13 protein-coding genes and 1 tRNA gene are annotated in these 12,291 nt (G+C 52.1%); 7 read left to right on the forward strand and 7 right to left on the reverse strand.

Going from position 1 to position 12,291, the window contains the following annotated elements; genetic code table 11:
* Positions 1-99 precede the first annotated feature (99 nt).
* Together ACFQDM_RS11210 and ACFQDM_RS11215 are read left to right on the forward strand one after the other, a co-directional pair.
* Positions 100-609: a DUF305 domain-containing protein gene (locus tag ACFQDM_RS11210; protein WP_377379134.1), complete on the forward strand. Its 510-nt coding sequence runs from the start codon at positions 100-102 to the stop codon at positions 607-609.
* 11 nt (positions 610-620) lie between these two features.
* A complete protein-coding gene (locus tag ACFQDM_RS11215; protein WP_377379049.1) occupies positions 621-1,400 on the forward strand; it encodes a glutaredoxin family protein in 780 nt (259 codons plus the stop codon).
* A 55-nt stretch (positions 1,401-1,455) separates the two neighbouring features.
* Here the strand turns inward: ACFQDM_RS11215 and ACFQDM_RS11220 are convergent, their stop codons facing one another.
* Together ACFQDM_RS11220 and ACFQDM_RS11225 are read right to left on the reverse strand one after the other, a co-directional pair.
* Positions 1,456-2,970 carry a methyl-accepting chemotaxis protein gene (locus tag ACFQDM_RS11220; protein ID WP_377379051.1) on the reverse strand — a complete coding sequence of 505 codons (1,515 nt, stop codon included), beginning with the start codon at positions 2,968-2,970 and terminating at the stop codon, positions 1,456-1,458.
* Positions 2,971-2,981: 11 nt separating this feature from the next.
* Complete coding sequence (locus ACFQDM_RS11225) at positions 2,982-3,287, reverse strand: hypothetical protein (RefSeq protein WP_377379053.1); 306 nt, start codon at positions 3,285-3,287, stop codon at positions 2,982-2,984.
* A 563-nt stretch (positions 3,288-3,850) separates the two neighbouring features.
* Here ACFQDM_RS11225 and ACFQDM_RS11230 point away from each other — a divergent pair.
* Positions 3,851-5,776: a heparinase II/III family protein gene (locus ACFQDM_RS11230; protein WP_377379055.1), complete on the forward strand. Its 1,926-nt coding sequence runs from the start codon at positions 3,851-3,853 to the stop codon at positions 5,774-5,776.
* Positions 5,777-5,783: 7 nt separating this feature from the next.
* Here the strand turns inward: ACFQDM_RS11230 and ACFQDM_RS11235 are convergent, their stop codons facing one another.
* Entirely contained in the window at positions 5,784-6,818 is a 1,035-nt protein-coding gene (locus ACFQDM_RS11235) for a hypothetical protein (RefSeq protein ID WP_377379057.1), read from the reverse strand.
* A 246-nt stretch (positions 6,819-7,064) separates the two neighbouring features.
* Positions 7,065-7,141 (reverse strand) — tRNA-Ile (locus ACFQDM_RS11240).
* A gap of 151 nt (positions 7,142-7,292) precedes the next feature.
* Between ACFQDM_RS11240 and ACFQDM_RS11245 the strand changes: the two genes are divergently transcribed.
* Complete coding sequence (locus ACFQDM_RS11245) at positions 7,293-8,039, forward strand: SIMPL domain-containing protein (protein WP_377379060.1); 747 nt, start codon at positions 7,293-7,295, stop codon at positions 8,037-8,039.
* Positions 8,040-8,104: 65 nt separating this feature from the next.
* Here the strand turns inward: ACFQDM_RS11245 and panD are convergent, their stop codons facing one another.
* Together panD and ACFQDM_RS11255 are read right to left on the reverse strand one after the other, a co-directional pair.
* Positions 8,105-8,461 (reverse strand): aspartate 1-decarboxylase, encoded by a 357-nt coding sequence (gene panD / locus ACFQDM_RS11250; protein ID WP_377379062.1) that lies wholly within the window; start codon positions 8,459-8,461, stop codon positions 8,105-8,107.
* 316 nt (positions 8,462-8,777) lie between these two features.
* The gene (locus tag ACFQDM_RS11255) at positions 8,778-9,185 is read right to left on the reverse strand and encodes a DUF1330 domain-containing protein (RefSeq protein WP_377379065.1); all 408 of its coding nucleotides are present in this window, start codon (positions 9,183-9,185) and stop codon (positions 8,778-8,780) included.
* A gap of 106 nt (positions 9,186-9,291) precedes the next feature.
* On the opposite strand from ACFQDM_RS11255, the gene ACFQDM_RS11260 reads away from it, so the two are divergent.
* Positions 9,292-9,555 (forward strand): DUF7218 family protein, encoded by a 264-nt coding sequence (locus ACFQDM_RS11260; protein WP_377379068.1) that lies wholly within the window; start codon positions 9,292-9,294, stop codon positions 9,553-9,555.
* Here ACFQDM_RS11260 and ACFQDM_RS11265 read toward each other — a convergent pair.
* Positions 9,546-9,779, reverse strand: a complete 234-nt coding sequence (locus tag ACFQDM_RS11265) for an RND transporter (RefSeq protein WP_377379070.1) — start codon at positions 9,777-9,779, stop codon at positions 9,546-9,548. The two genes, ACFQDM_RS11260 and ACFQDM_RS11265, sit on opposite strands and share 10 nt — an antisense overlap.
* A 127-nt stretch (positions 9,780-9,906) precedes the next feature.
* On the opposite strand from ACFQDM_RS11265, the gene ACFQDM_RS11270 reads away from it, so the two are divergent.
* Together ACFQDM_RS11270 and ACFQDM_RS11275 are read left to right on the forward strand one after the other, a co-directional pair.
* Positions 9,907-10,545 (forward strand): SDR family oxidoreductase, encoded by a 639-nt coding sequence (locus ACFQDM_RS11270; protein ID WP_377379072.1) that lies wholly within the window; start codon positions 9,907-9,909, stop codon positions 10,543-10,545.
* Between the two features lie 141 nt (positions 10,546-10,686).
* Entirely contained in the window at positions 10,687-12,252 is a 1,566-nt protein-coding gene (locus ACFQDM_RS11275; protein ID WP_377379074.1) for a hypothetical protein, read from the forward strand.
* The last annotated feature ends 39 nt before the right edge of the window (positions 12,253-12,291 follow it).

The raw sequence follows: 12,291 nt of genomic DNA on the forward strand, positions 1-12,291 counted from the left end.
AACCATCCTGCCAAAGGCTGCGTTGGTTATTAGCTGACAGGAAAAACGGGAGTGCTTTTTTTGGAACAGCAAGCTGAGAAATATCTGAAATTTGCAGCGATGATCGCGACCTCCATGGTCGTGATGTTTCTGCTCATGTACCTAAACACCTATGAACTCAGTCATGTGCACTGGAGCCAGACGCGCTTCTACATGACCTTCATCATGGGCGGCGCGATGGCAATCGTGATGTTGCTTTTCATGCTTGGCATGTATCGTAACAAGGCCGTGAATATCGGCATTTTGCTGGTCGGAGCCGCGATGATCATCGGTGCTCTGTTTCTTGTGCGAACCCAGACGCCGATCGCGGACAAATCCTATATGCGCGCCATGATCCCGCACCATTCCATCGCCATTCTGACGAGCGAGCAGGCCCATATCCGCGATGCACGAGTGCGCGAACTGGCCGATGGCATCATCAAGGCGCAGCGCAAGGAAATCAAGGAAATGGAATGGCTTATCGAAGACATTCGGAAGAACGGCGCCGCGACTACGCAGGCGGAGGCCCAAGCGCGCCCGGTTCCTGATTTCGAGGGCCGTCTGAACCCGCAACAGGTAGCCGAAAAATGACCACCACTCACATGACGGACGAACAGATCAAATCAGACACCAAACCCGTCGCCGTGCTCTACCGCATGGTGATGGAGAAACATATCTGTCCCTATGGTCTGAAGTCGAAATATCTCCTCGAACACAAAGGATATGAGGTCGAAGACCATCATCTGACAACGCGTGAGGAAACCGACGCCTTCAAGGAAAAATACGGCGTTGAAACGACGCCGCAAACCTTCATTCGCGAAAAGCGCATAGGCGGCTATGACGGCGTGCGCGCCTTTTTCGACAAGAAAAAGGAAGGCGAAAAAGAATCGGCTTATCGCCCGATCATCGTGATCTTCCTGATGGCTTTCCTCATGTCGGTCGGTGTCAGCTGGGCGCTGCCGAATGGTCCGTTTGTCATCTCGGTGGTTGAGAAGTTCATCGCCATCGCCATGTGCCTGCTGGCGGTACAGAAACTGCGGGACCTGACGTCTTTCACCAATCAGTTTCTGGGATACGACCTGCTGGCGCAGCGCTATGTGCCATATGCCTATGTCTATCCGTTTGCCGAAGCTCTGGCAGGCATCCTGATGCTCGCAGGCGTGCTGGTCTGGGTCTCAGCGCCCATTGCCTTCTTCATCGGTACGGTGGGAGCGATTTCCGTCTACAAGGCGGTCTATATCGACAAGCGGGAGCTGAAATGTGCCTGCGTTGGCGGTGACAGCGAAGTCCCGCTCGGCTTTGTATCGCTCACCGAGAATGTGCTGATGGTCGCCATGGCGATCTGGATGGTCGGGAAGACCGCCGTCCTTGCCATTCTCTGAGACAAAAAAAGACCCGGCGAAAGCCGGGTCATTGCTTTGGGTGAATGTTGCGGCTCTAGGCGACCGCTTTGGAAATGAATTCCTCGATCTGGGCCTGTAGGCGACGCCCGGCATCCGACACTTCCTGAGACATGGCGCGCATGCTGCTGGAGGCATCTTTCGTGCGTTCTGCCGTTTCCAGAACCGAGTGAACTTCGGACGCCAGTTGCTGTGTGCTGGACGATGCAAGATTCACGCTGACGGAAATCTCATTCGTCGCTTCACTCTGCTGGCCAATGGCGCGGACCACTTCATTGGTATAGCCAGAGACGCGTTCCATCTGATCGGCGATCACATTGATGGATTGGGTCGTGTCGGTCGTAACCGTCTGGATCGAACCAACGAGTTCGGAGATCACCTTCACGGCATTGCCGGTCTGACCCGCCAGATCTTTCACTTCAGATGCCACAACCGCAAAGCCTTTGCCCATTTCGCCGGCGCGGGCCGCTTCAATTGTCGCGTTGAGAGCCAGAAGGTTTGTCTGCTCGGAAATATCACGGATCAGATTGACGACTTCGCCGATCTTCTGCGCGCTTTCAGAGAGGTCCGACACGCGTGAGCGGGATGTGCTCGTAGAGGCGGCCGCTTCGCTGATCAGCTCGTTGGAGCTGGTCATCTGGCTCACAATCTCTTCAATCGACGCGGTCAGTTCTTCTGCAGCGCTGGCAACAGAGTTGACGCTGTCGGATGCGCCCTGCGTTGCGCCATTCAGCACATCCGCGCGGGAGCGTGACTGGTTCGCCGTATCTTCAAGCGTGTGAGACGTGCTTTCCAGGTGAGACATGTGGCTCATCAGCTGAGACATCAGGGCTTCGGCTTCGCCGCGGAATCCTTCAGCCTCTTTGCGCAGGTCATTATAGCGCTTGCTGTCAGCCGCAGATTTGCTTTCCGCCTCTGCTTTCAGCGCGTCAGCCAGCTGCTGAGCTTCCTGCGCAGACTTGCGCTGTGTTTCGGCTGTTTCCAGCGCGGTCTTGGTCGAGGCAAACAGCGAGGTGATCTGATAATTCATATAGAGCAGGACACCGCATTCCAGCGACAGGATGAATCCGTGCAGCAAGACGCGTTCAATCGGTGCGCCATCCGGGAAGGCGATCGTCGGCAGAATGAACGCAGCGCCAAGGTGGTGGAACGCCACAACGGCTGTGAAGGCAATCAGTGCGCGCCAGTTCAGAAGACCCGCCAGCACCGCAAGACCTGCAAAAAAGGTCATGTGCATGTCGATCTGATAGGCAATGCCATTGCCATCCCACTGGAAATCATAGACTTGCAGCGCCAGCACACCGGCGAGGCCCACCGCCAGCGAAATCGCCGTAGAGGAGGAGGCTTTTGTCAGCGCAAAGCTGACGGTTGGCAGCACACTCAGAAGAACCGCCAGACCGCCAACAAGGATCAGGCTTTCCGAAGACTTGAAAGCCGCAAGTGCGGTGACCAGAATGGTCAGAGCCCACATCAGGCCGAGCAGGGCGCGTGTGAAGTTAAAGCGAACGCGGTCGATATCGACGGTTTTCATTGTATTTGTGTCTGACGACATGAGACGTTTCCCTAAATCGTATTGCCAGGACGGGCCTGGCAGGCGGTAAGCAGATCAGCGTCGATGACCAGACGTGCGCCCATCGCATAAAGCGCGGTTGCTGCGTGGCCATCCTGATCCTGTACGGTGATGTGACGTTGCTGCGGATTGGTGGCGACCACCTTCAATCCGATATCGCGCGATCGCTCGACATAGGAATCGAACTGCTGAGCTTCGGAAAACACGGCAACGACCTCACCATCTGCATCCGGAAGCATGCAAATAGCGAAGACTGGCGCGGTCGCCATGAAGACAGAAGCGATTGCGATCGAACGCATGTCATATCACCCTTTCAGATGTAGGGGTTTATGCGTTTGATTAATTTCGATTGCGTGAAGTTGGTCTGCGATTCAAACTATGCTTGGAAATGACTCGTTAAGCATGAGAAAAACGCGTTTATAAAGCATATTGACGGTTAAGTTCAGAATGGCTCTGAAAAGACAGTGTTATCTGTATTTCCTGAGTTCTTCGATCGGGTAATTTTTGCGACCGAATCCTAAGTAAAAAGTATGCGACAAACGCGCACAGTGGGAAATGGGAGGGGGGGAAGTTGCCTGTCCAACTTTTCTTAAGTGGTGAATAAATTGCTATCCATCGGCTTTCATTCTGATTGACGGTTTCCTGTTGGGGCTGGGTAATACGTTATCCTTTGGTTGGAAGCTGTTGCAGATTGAGCAAATAGAGATGTAAATAGAAAGGTGGAAATTGAGTAGTCGGTTGACAGAAGCCTGCCCTCCTGTTTCGTTGGAAAATGCGTGAATAATGTGAATTTGACCCACCTCAATTCGCGAGAAGGTCTTATTCCAAATCAAGAAAACTAATTGGAATCAAGGGCTTATTTATGCTGCCTCACAAGTTAGAAGCTGCGCTGCAGTATATCGAATTAGTCCGCAATGGAAAAAAGAAGGCAGATTGTGCCATTTCAATTTTGCTCTCTAAAGATTTCGTTCCGTCAGATTTTGCTTATTTTTTTGAGGTTTCCGACGTTCAGCCTGAGGTGATGATTCCAGAACTGTTTCCTTCGGCTAAGAGAGCTAGTTTTAACTACGACAAAGTTAAAGACACAGAGTTCCTAGATGTTAACCTTCCATCAATTAAGAATATTCGACTAGAATTTCCTTTAGATTGGCGGGACCCGTTGTTGGTAGATCGAGCTCATTTGCGAGAGTTCAACGCTCTTGAGTGGTTGCCAGCGGCGATGCTGTCGGAGGAGGGGCGCTCTCAGGCGCTGCCTGCGGTAGCTCAGTACCAATCGGATTTCTTTAATCATTTAACGCCGGACAAGTTTACGTGGGATGAGCATTCGATATCTGATCGAATGAGGAATCTTTTTAAGTTTGTTCAATACTATTGTAAGGGGGCTGACGAATTAAACGTACCTCTGATACTTAACTCATTGCGAATAATGTTGCTTCATTTGTTCTTAATGCTTGACGATATGTTTTACTGCCCCAGCCACAACCACGGTCTAATGCAGGATGTCGGGCTCTTGACGGTAGTTCCCAGTATTAAGGCATTGAAGCAAAAGGGAGAGATTCTCAGTTTTGTCGAAGATCGCCTTCTTAGGCGTCAATTGCTGAAATCAATTACAAAAGAATACGCGCATAAGGAAAATAGTCCAGGATACCATCTTCATTTTTTGAAAAGCCTATCGAAAATATTGAAAACTGAGACCATCAGTGACGACCTGCGCCACAACGTTGAGACCATTATGGTGGAGACACTTCGTGTTTTCCTATATTTCGTTTGGCCAGATCGAACTTTGGTAACATTTGGGGATACCGCCCGACAAGACGTGTCTGAAAAGGTTTTGGAGTATATATCAAGTATAGATCCAGGTTTCGATTTTCCGAAGCAGGTAATTCAGAAATTTAGATCAGAAACAACTGAGAGTCGCTTGGATCTTGCGCCAGATATAGTGTTGCGCTCTGTTGGGTACGCTTCTTTCCGCACTTACTGGGACTTCTCCAGCGCTGGAGCGAATGGAACTTGCGTTGTTCAGAAAAGTGGTTGTCGATCACAAATACACAAGCATGAGGACGATGGTAGCTTTCAGTTTTTCGGACTCGGGCAAGAACTGATCATAGATCCAGCGAAGTTCTCTAATGATCGGACGCGCAAAGAGGCATTGGGTGGCTGTAATACCACAACACATAACGTGTTCCGATTTGAGAGCGACCCTGCAGATTTCAAGATCGCCAGGGCGAATATCCAAGAGAGTTGGTTTGCTAGCGACAGAGTTTGCTACACAGTTTGCCGCCAGTTTAAACAAAAAAAAGATTCCCGGCCAGATGTATATCGAATTTTAGTTTTCAAAAAACCGGATGAATTGATTGTTATAGATGCTTTTAAAAGTCACAAGCCAGGTAAAGTTTGCTGGTCGCAGGTTGGGTTGCACCCGAGCCTGAGCTTTGTGCGAAATTTTAGGGGAAATCTCGATCATTTGGTAATTAGACCGGACGGGAAAGGGTTTTCGCTTTCGCTATTCGATGTCGCGAATACCCAAACTGCCCCCTGCGGAGAATTCGACGTGATAGAAGCAGAAATTCCGTATTTCCCAAGAGCTATGGTCGCGGAAAAGACGTCTCAAGTCAGGCTTAAGATGACTAGTCGCTCTGGAATTAATGCGCTTGCCTACAGGATAAAACTGTTCGATTCTGAGGCGAGCGCTGACTTCGCCGTCCCATCAGTAAGAATTAATAATGGTACTCTTCGTTTGTCATCTGAGGATGTTGAATTTTCTCTTCGTGTTTTTCCGCGAACATAAAATTATCTCAGGCTTTTCGCTGTTCGATTTCTTGCATTTTGGCATGTGTGAGGAGCATTAGGCACAATTTAGGTATGTCTTCACATGATAGGCCGGAAAAGACCGACTGGATTGGTGTACGGTTTGGAAACAGAGTGTCCCGATCAATAGAATGAGCTAGTCTTTTAAGCGTTTTTTCGTCCTGGTCCGCAAATCGGCTAAGAAAATGTTGCATAAAGTCCTCTGAGGCCCAGCTCGATCTTATGTGCTCAGACTTGAAGGATCCGCTCTCCGCAAAAGATTCCAGCAAATTACGAATCATTTTTCTTTGTTTCAGGGAGGTCGAATGCTTGTTGAAATATCGGTTGAGGTCCACCAGTTCGGGGGCAAAGCCGATATTTGCGATGGGTGGCATGTCTAGACCACTAACATTAACGCCGAGAAGATTGAAAAAGCCTGATATAAAATCATCACCAAATTTGGAAATATCTTCGAATACACACACTTTTACTTCTTTAAAATATTTTGAAAAGATTTCAATTTGATGCTCATATTCGAAATACCAGTAATCATATTCTAAAAATTCTTGGAAGTTTCCGCTGAAACTGGTGGCTTTTACTTTTTCTTGATACAGTGACTTGGCAAAACCGTCTCTGCTGCGCAATACGATACAGATTTCAGGATCCAGAGGTTTTAAAACTTCGGATAACCGTTTAACATATGCATCACGCTCCTCCCAGATGTTCCCGTGTTCGTGATTAACTGGGATTCTGTGTCGATAAGCTGGTTCAGCACTTAAGAGAACTGTGTCTGTGGCTTTCGCGTTGGCCGAAATGGCATTTACAAATTTGATATCGTCGTTTTGCTTAAGCTTCTTCGATGACGCTCCGGCAACCACATGAGCGAAGTCATGATGGGCGTAATGTGGCGAACGATTTATTAGCTTGTAGCCTGGGTATAAAAGGCCACGGTTACGCAATTGTCGGCGATTCTTCGCTGCAAATTGTTGAATACTGGTCGTCCCAGTTTTGTGCGTGCCGACATGGAATATAGTCCTGGCCAAAACTAAACCTCACATTGTTCTTCGTTAGGCGAAAGGCCTGTTGGTTTCAGATTTATTGATCGCTAACATCATGATACATGAAATTAAAGCTCAAGAGATTTCTAATAATGGCATAGTTTATATCGTTTACTGTTGAAAGTATCGAGTGAAAAGCTCCGCGTTTTTTGGTTATTTGTGCAAAAGCGTTCCAATAACGTGCTCGTAGGATACGCTAGGTTTCGCCTTCTCTAGGGAAATTCGTTTATCTGGTGGGCCCGGAGGGACTTGAACCCCCGACCAAACCGTTATGAGCGGTCCGCTCTAACCAACTGAGCTACAGGCCCTCACCAGTGTGAGAGGAGGGAACTTAGCGGTTTTTGGCGGAAGGTCGAGAGGGGATTTGCCAAAAATGTACCTGACTGGAATATGAACATCCCGGTCATTCTCCTGCCCCGATTGGGGTGTTCATTCGGCCTCGTCAAAAGGAGGCTTATGATGAAACACTTTCTTGCTTATCCATTGGCGGGTCTGGCCGTTACCGGTCTTGCCTGCACATCTCTTCCAGCCATGGCGCAGGCCATGACAACCGTCAGCCCGAACGCCATTCAGCCGGAAACCACGCTCACGATTTCCGCAGAAGCCGAGGTCACGGCGAGCCCGGATGTCGCTTATCTCACCGGCGGTGTTGTCAGTGAGGCGAGCACCGCTCAGGAAGCGCTCCGCCAGAATTCGGTTGATATGGCCGGCGTTTACAAGGCTTTGGAAGGTGCAGGTCTGGCGAAAAAGAACATCCAGACATCGGATTTCTCGCTGCAGCCCGTCTATAATTACCCGGAAAACGAACCGGCCGTGCTTACCGGTTACCGGGTTTCCAACCAGGTGATGGTGAAGGTCGAGGATCTCGACAATGTCGGCTCCATCATCGACACCATGGTTGAACTTGGCGGTAACACCTTCAATGGCGTTTCGTTCGATATCCAGGACAGTTCCGAACTGCAGAATGAAGCCCGTCGCAAGGCGATGCAGGAAGCCGTCGCCCGCGCTGAACTCTATGCTGAGGCGTCCGGTTATCAGGTCGCGCGCATTGTGACGATCAGCGAGACCGGCGGCTACAGGCCTCAACCGGTCGGTCGTATGGTGATGGCAGAAGCGTCCATGGCGAAATCTGCACCGACGCAGATTTCCGGCGGCGAGCTGACTGTGTCAGCAGGCGTCAGCGTCGTATTCGAACTGACTCAATAGGCATAAAAAAGCCGGCCAGTGTCATGCTGGCCGGTCTTCATCCTGTTCAGGCGCGAAAAGAAAAATCAGGCCGCCTGAACGATGTCGTTCTTTTCATCCAGAATCACGACATTTGGCGCGTAATTGCGTGCTTTTTCCGCTTCAACCTGGCCGAATGTGCAGATAATCACACGGTCGCCGACCTGAAAATGACGCGCTGCAGCACCATTCACGCCAATCGTTTTGGAGCCGCGCGGCGCTTCAATCGCATAGGTCATAATGCGTGAGCCAGCGGTGACATTCCAGATATAGACCTGTTCGTGCGGCAGAATGCCGGACGCGTCCAGAAGGTCCTGATCAATCGATACAGATCCCTCATAATGCAGGTCGCACTGTGTGACAGCCGCGCTGTGCAGTTTGGCTTTCATCATGGTCAGGAGCATGAGATTCCTCCACTCAACAATCCAACACCCGGGTCCTCCCCCAGAGCGCCATTCCTATATAGGAACGGCGACGTCCTGCCGAAAGGCTAGCTAATTTTATTGCGCTTGCGAGCGGACGAGCGACGCTTATGCAAGACCAGAGCCCCTGCGTAAAGTGAAATCTTCCGTTTTCCTGTGTTTTTCAGAAATGAAAATGCTGCAACTGCACAATAAAGACAGCTTCGTGAAGTCTTGTTCCCTTGTATAGAGGTTCGTTGCTTTTCTCTTTCATCAAGTGATGAAGAGTGAGCTATCGCAATCCTTGATCTGGCGGCGTTTAACCTTCGGGCCGCGTCTCGATCAGGTCCTGGTGCAACAGGCCGGCATCGCGGTGGCGATGGGCTTTCGTATAGCGCGGATCGGATAGCATTTTCAGCATATGCTCGCGTGATGGGTAGCGCACCAGCAGCACGCGGTCCCAGTCGCCCTGACCAATCATGAACCGTTCTGCATCGCCCGCATAGAGCGTTTCGACGCCCATATCGTCACTGGCAAATGTCATCAGCTCACGGCCATACCGGTCATAGGCCGCTTCACCGGAGATGCTTTCGCCATATTCCGGGTCGTCAGGCTGATAGTCTGCCGTCTCGCGGAATTTCAGCAGATTCAGCATGACAATCGGGCCGTCATGACTGTCCTTGGCAAAGGCGCGCATCTGTTCGGTTTTTGGCTGTTTGGCTGGCATGGTTTCCTCTCTCGTTTTTTGACCGACTATAAGGGCGCATATGCGCATGGCCAGATGGCACTTTCGGGATTTTGCAGCGTTCTCTTTCCAGAAAGAGGAGCACAGAATGGCGAAAGATCATGGACCATCCATCAAGGATGATGAGACCTATCAGGCATTGAGAGATGACGGTGCCTCAAAGGAAAAAGCGGCCCGCATTGCAAATGCTCAGGCCAGCAAAGAACAGAATCCGTCCCGAAAAGGCGGCAAGGCGCCCCCTTATGAAGACTGGACGAAGGATGAGTTGTATGAGCGGGCGCAGGAGCTCGACATTGAAGGCCGGTCCGACATGACCAAGGATGAACTCATCAAAGCGCTGCGTCAGGGCTGACGCAGCAGGGCCATCCGCCCGAGCTTGGCCAGCAGAAGCAGGAACGGCCAGGCATGCCAGAACAGATCAAAGACATCGATCGGCTTGCGCAAGCTACCATCGGCCAGCATTTTCAGCTTCTCCCAGATATGCGGCTCCGGAATGAAGGGGGCGAGGCCCAGCGTCATACAGGCGATCAGAATGAAGCTCAGCGGGATGCGGTCGAGAAAAGCGAGAATATCCATACCTTCAAATAGTCGAATATTCTAAAATAACAAATGCGCGAGTTTGCCTCATCTGCGCGAAAGCGCCGGAACATTGGGGCCGCCGGTCCCGTTTTGTTGGTGTAGGACAAACGAAAAGGAGGATCTCATGAATATTCTGCTCGCTGGTGCCAATGGTCAAACCGGTAAAATTCTGGCCGAGCGTCTTGTGAAATCCGGCTATCAGGTGAAGGGCGCAATCCGCAAACCTGAACAGGTTGACGGGATCCGCCAGATCGGTGCAGAGCCGGTCATGATGGATCTGACGCAGCCTGAAACCTTCCCGCAGAACCTGGATGGTGTCGACGCCGTGATCTTCGCGGCGGGCTCAGGTGGCAGCGCTGTTGAGGCGGTCGACCGCGATGGCGCGATCAGCCTGATTGATGCGGCAAAGCATGCTAATGTTGGCCGGTTCGTGATGCTGAGTTCCATCATGGTGGATACCCCGGAAAAGGGCCCGGAAGGGCTTCGCGATTATCTCAAAGCCAAGCGCGACGCAGACAATCACCTCAAGGCATCAGGTCTCGATTACGCGATTGTGCGCCCCGTTGCTCTGACGGATGAAACGCCGACCGGACAGGTGAACCTCACCGATATCGACTATCAGTCGGCCAGCATTTCGCGCGCTGACGTCGCCCATGTTCTGCAGGCCGCCCTGGAGCGTCCAGAAGCCAGTCAAGTGACCTTCGAGGTTGAGTCCGGCTCTCATCTCATTGATGAAGTGCTGCGAGAAAAGCTCGCAGCCTGAGCCAACTCCGCGCTGTGAGGGCGCCGAAGCAAACCACAACATGCAGGAAGGTCCGATGAGCAAGCTGCTGGCTCTGCTTGTCTTCAGGGGCCTTCCTGCTACTCTTTTCTCTGGTTGAATTCATGCAAGCCGGGGGAATGAATGCGCTCAGCTTTGGTTTTCGTCTGGGCCTTTCTAACGGCAGTCTGCTCGCCGGCTCAGGCTTTCGCCAGTGAAACGGCGCTCGTTCGCGCCATATTGCGCGGAGATGTGTCTGCGGCGAAAGCCAGTATTGATCAGATCAATGAGCCGTCCGAGACCTATCCCGGCATGCCGCCGCTCTTTGTGGCGCTCACCCCAGAAGTTCAGAACCGCATGCATCCCGAAGACCACGGGAGGCTGGTGAGATTGTTGCGTCGCAATTCACACCAAGGCTATATCGTCAGCGACAGCTATATCGCGCATCTGGCAGCTTTCGGACCGGCAGAGGAGTTCGAAACCTATCTCAGATATCTGGTTCACTGGGATGAGGGAAAGCGCGGCACCAAACTCTTCGATCACAATTTTCCGCTGACGACGCTGCAGCGCGGCCAGGATTATTATGCGCGCTATGGCCGGACTGGCGATGGATGTCCGCTGCTCATGCAGACCTTCTATGCCTATCTGGCGGCGCCGGAAAACTCCGTCCAGCTTGATGAAGCACGCCGCAAATTCGCCTTTCTGCTGGAGCCTCATCGCGCGACGCTGACATATGGTGCCGACCAGGCCGGTTCGGGATCTGAACCTGAGATGATCGATGTTCAGCTCAGCGATGACGACAAGAAAAACGCGATGGACACGCTCGCCTTTCTGAAAGACCTTCGCGCGCAGACGGAAACCGCCGAGGAAAAGGCCGAGCGCCTGAAGCTGGAAGCCGAAGACAAAGCCCGGGAAGAACGCATCGCCTATGAGCGGATCAATCACCCGGAATCGAAATATTATGCGCCGATCAAAGCGGATATAAACAAGAATTGCAGCATTGGCCTGATCGCCAATGATCCGAGCAAATTCATGGCTGGCCTGCCCTTGCACCAGATCAGTCGGCCAAACCTCTATATCGAGCTCGCCCGCGCCGGGGTCCATCCCGAACTCCGCCGCCGCCGGGATGATGTCATCGCCACCATGCGGCGCGTCGAACGCTTTGATCAGCAAAAGTTTGATAGTGCGCTCAACCAGTTCGGTGACTGGTATGCCGACCGTCTGGAAGAGGAGCGCGAGCGGCTGCGCCAGAAAGCTCAGGCGCGTATCGCGGAGCAGCAACGTCAGGACGCACAAAATCGCGCGAATATGCGTGCGGAACAGGCTGACGAGTTCGGTTTCGGGGATTTTCTGGCGAGCGTCGTGGGGGGCTATCTGGCTTCCAGTTCCACCTCGCCAGCCAATTCACAGGCAGATGCCATCCGCCGTGCTGAAGCCATTCTCAACAGACAGCGCGCTGCCAAAGCCAGAACGGGCAGTTCATCGGGGCAGGGCAGTGTGGGGTCTCTGGCGATCGTGGCAGGTCGCCTGGAAGACCCGTGCAAAGGCTCAAATGGTGAAAACTATTGTCCGCCGAAGACGACGGAAACACGCCAGTTCAGCGATGACTATCGGTATGGTGTGAGCGGTCAGGCTCCAACCCGTGGAGGCGGCCCTGTTGAGCGCACGCCATGCCCCAGCCAGTTTGGTTGCGCGATCAGGAATGATTGAGTTTAAGCCGCGCCCTGTTCGCCGCGCGGTAAGCCTTCA

The sequence above is a fragment of the Ponticaulis profundi genome (assembly GCF_042659465.1).
Taxonomy (GTDB): domain Bacteria; phylum Pseudomonadota; class Alphaproteobacteria; order Caulobacterales; family Hyphomonadaceae; genus Ponticaulis; species Ponticaulis profundi.

Coding starts and splice junctions, on each gene's coding strand:
- ACFQDM_RS11210 (WP_377379134.1), top strand. CDS start 100: ATGATCGCGACCTCCATGGTCGTGATGTTTCTGCTCATGTACCTAAAC.
- ACFQDM_RS11215 (WP_377379049.1), top strand. CDS start 621: ATGACGGACGAACAGATCAAATCAGACACCAAACCCGTCGCCGTGCTC.
- ACFQDM_RS11220 (WP_377379051.1), bottom strand. CDS start 2,970: ATGTCGTCAGACACAAATACAATGAAAACCGTCGATATCGACCGCGTT.
- ACFQDM_RS11225 (WP_377379053.1), bottom strand. CDS start 3,287: ATGCGTTCGATCGCAATCGCTTCTGTCTTCATGGCGACCGCGCCAGTC.
- ACFQDM_RS11230 (WP_377379055.1), top strand. CDS start 3,851: ATGCTGCCTCACAAGTTAGAAGCTGCGCTGCAGTATATCGAATTAGTC.
- ACFQDM_RS11245 (WP_377379060.1), top strand. CDS start 7,293: ATGAAACACTTTCTTGCTTATCCATTGGCGGGTCTGGCCGTTACCGGT.
- panD (WP_377379062.1), bottom strand. CDS start 8,461: ATGCTCCTGACCATGATGAAAGCCAAACTGCACAGCGCGGCTGTCACA.
- ACFQDM_RS11255 (WP_377379065.1), bottom strand. CDS start 9,185: ATGCCAGCCAAACAGCCAAAAACCGAACAGATGCGCGCCTTTGCCAAG.
- ACFQDM_RS11260 (WP_377379068.1), top strand. CDS start 9,292: ATGGCGAAAGATCATGGACCATCCATCAAGGATGATGAGACCTATCAG.
- ACFQDM_RS11265 (WP_377379070.1), bottom strand. CDS start 9,779: ATGGATATTCTCGCTTTTCTCGACCGCATCCCGCTGAGCTTCATTCTG.
- ACFQDM_RS11270 (WP_377379072.1), top strand. CDS start 9,907: ATGAATATTCTGCTCGCTGGTGCCAATGGTCAAACCGGTAAAATTCTG.
- ACFQDM_RS11275 (WP_377379074.1), top strand. CDS start 10,687: ATGCGCTCAGCTTTGGTTTTCGTCTGGGCCTTTCTAACGGCAGTCTGC.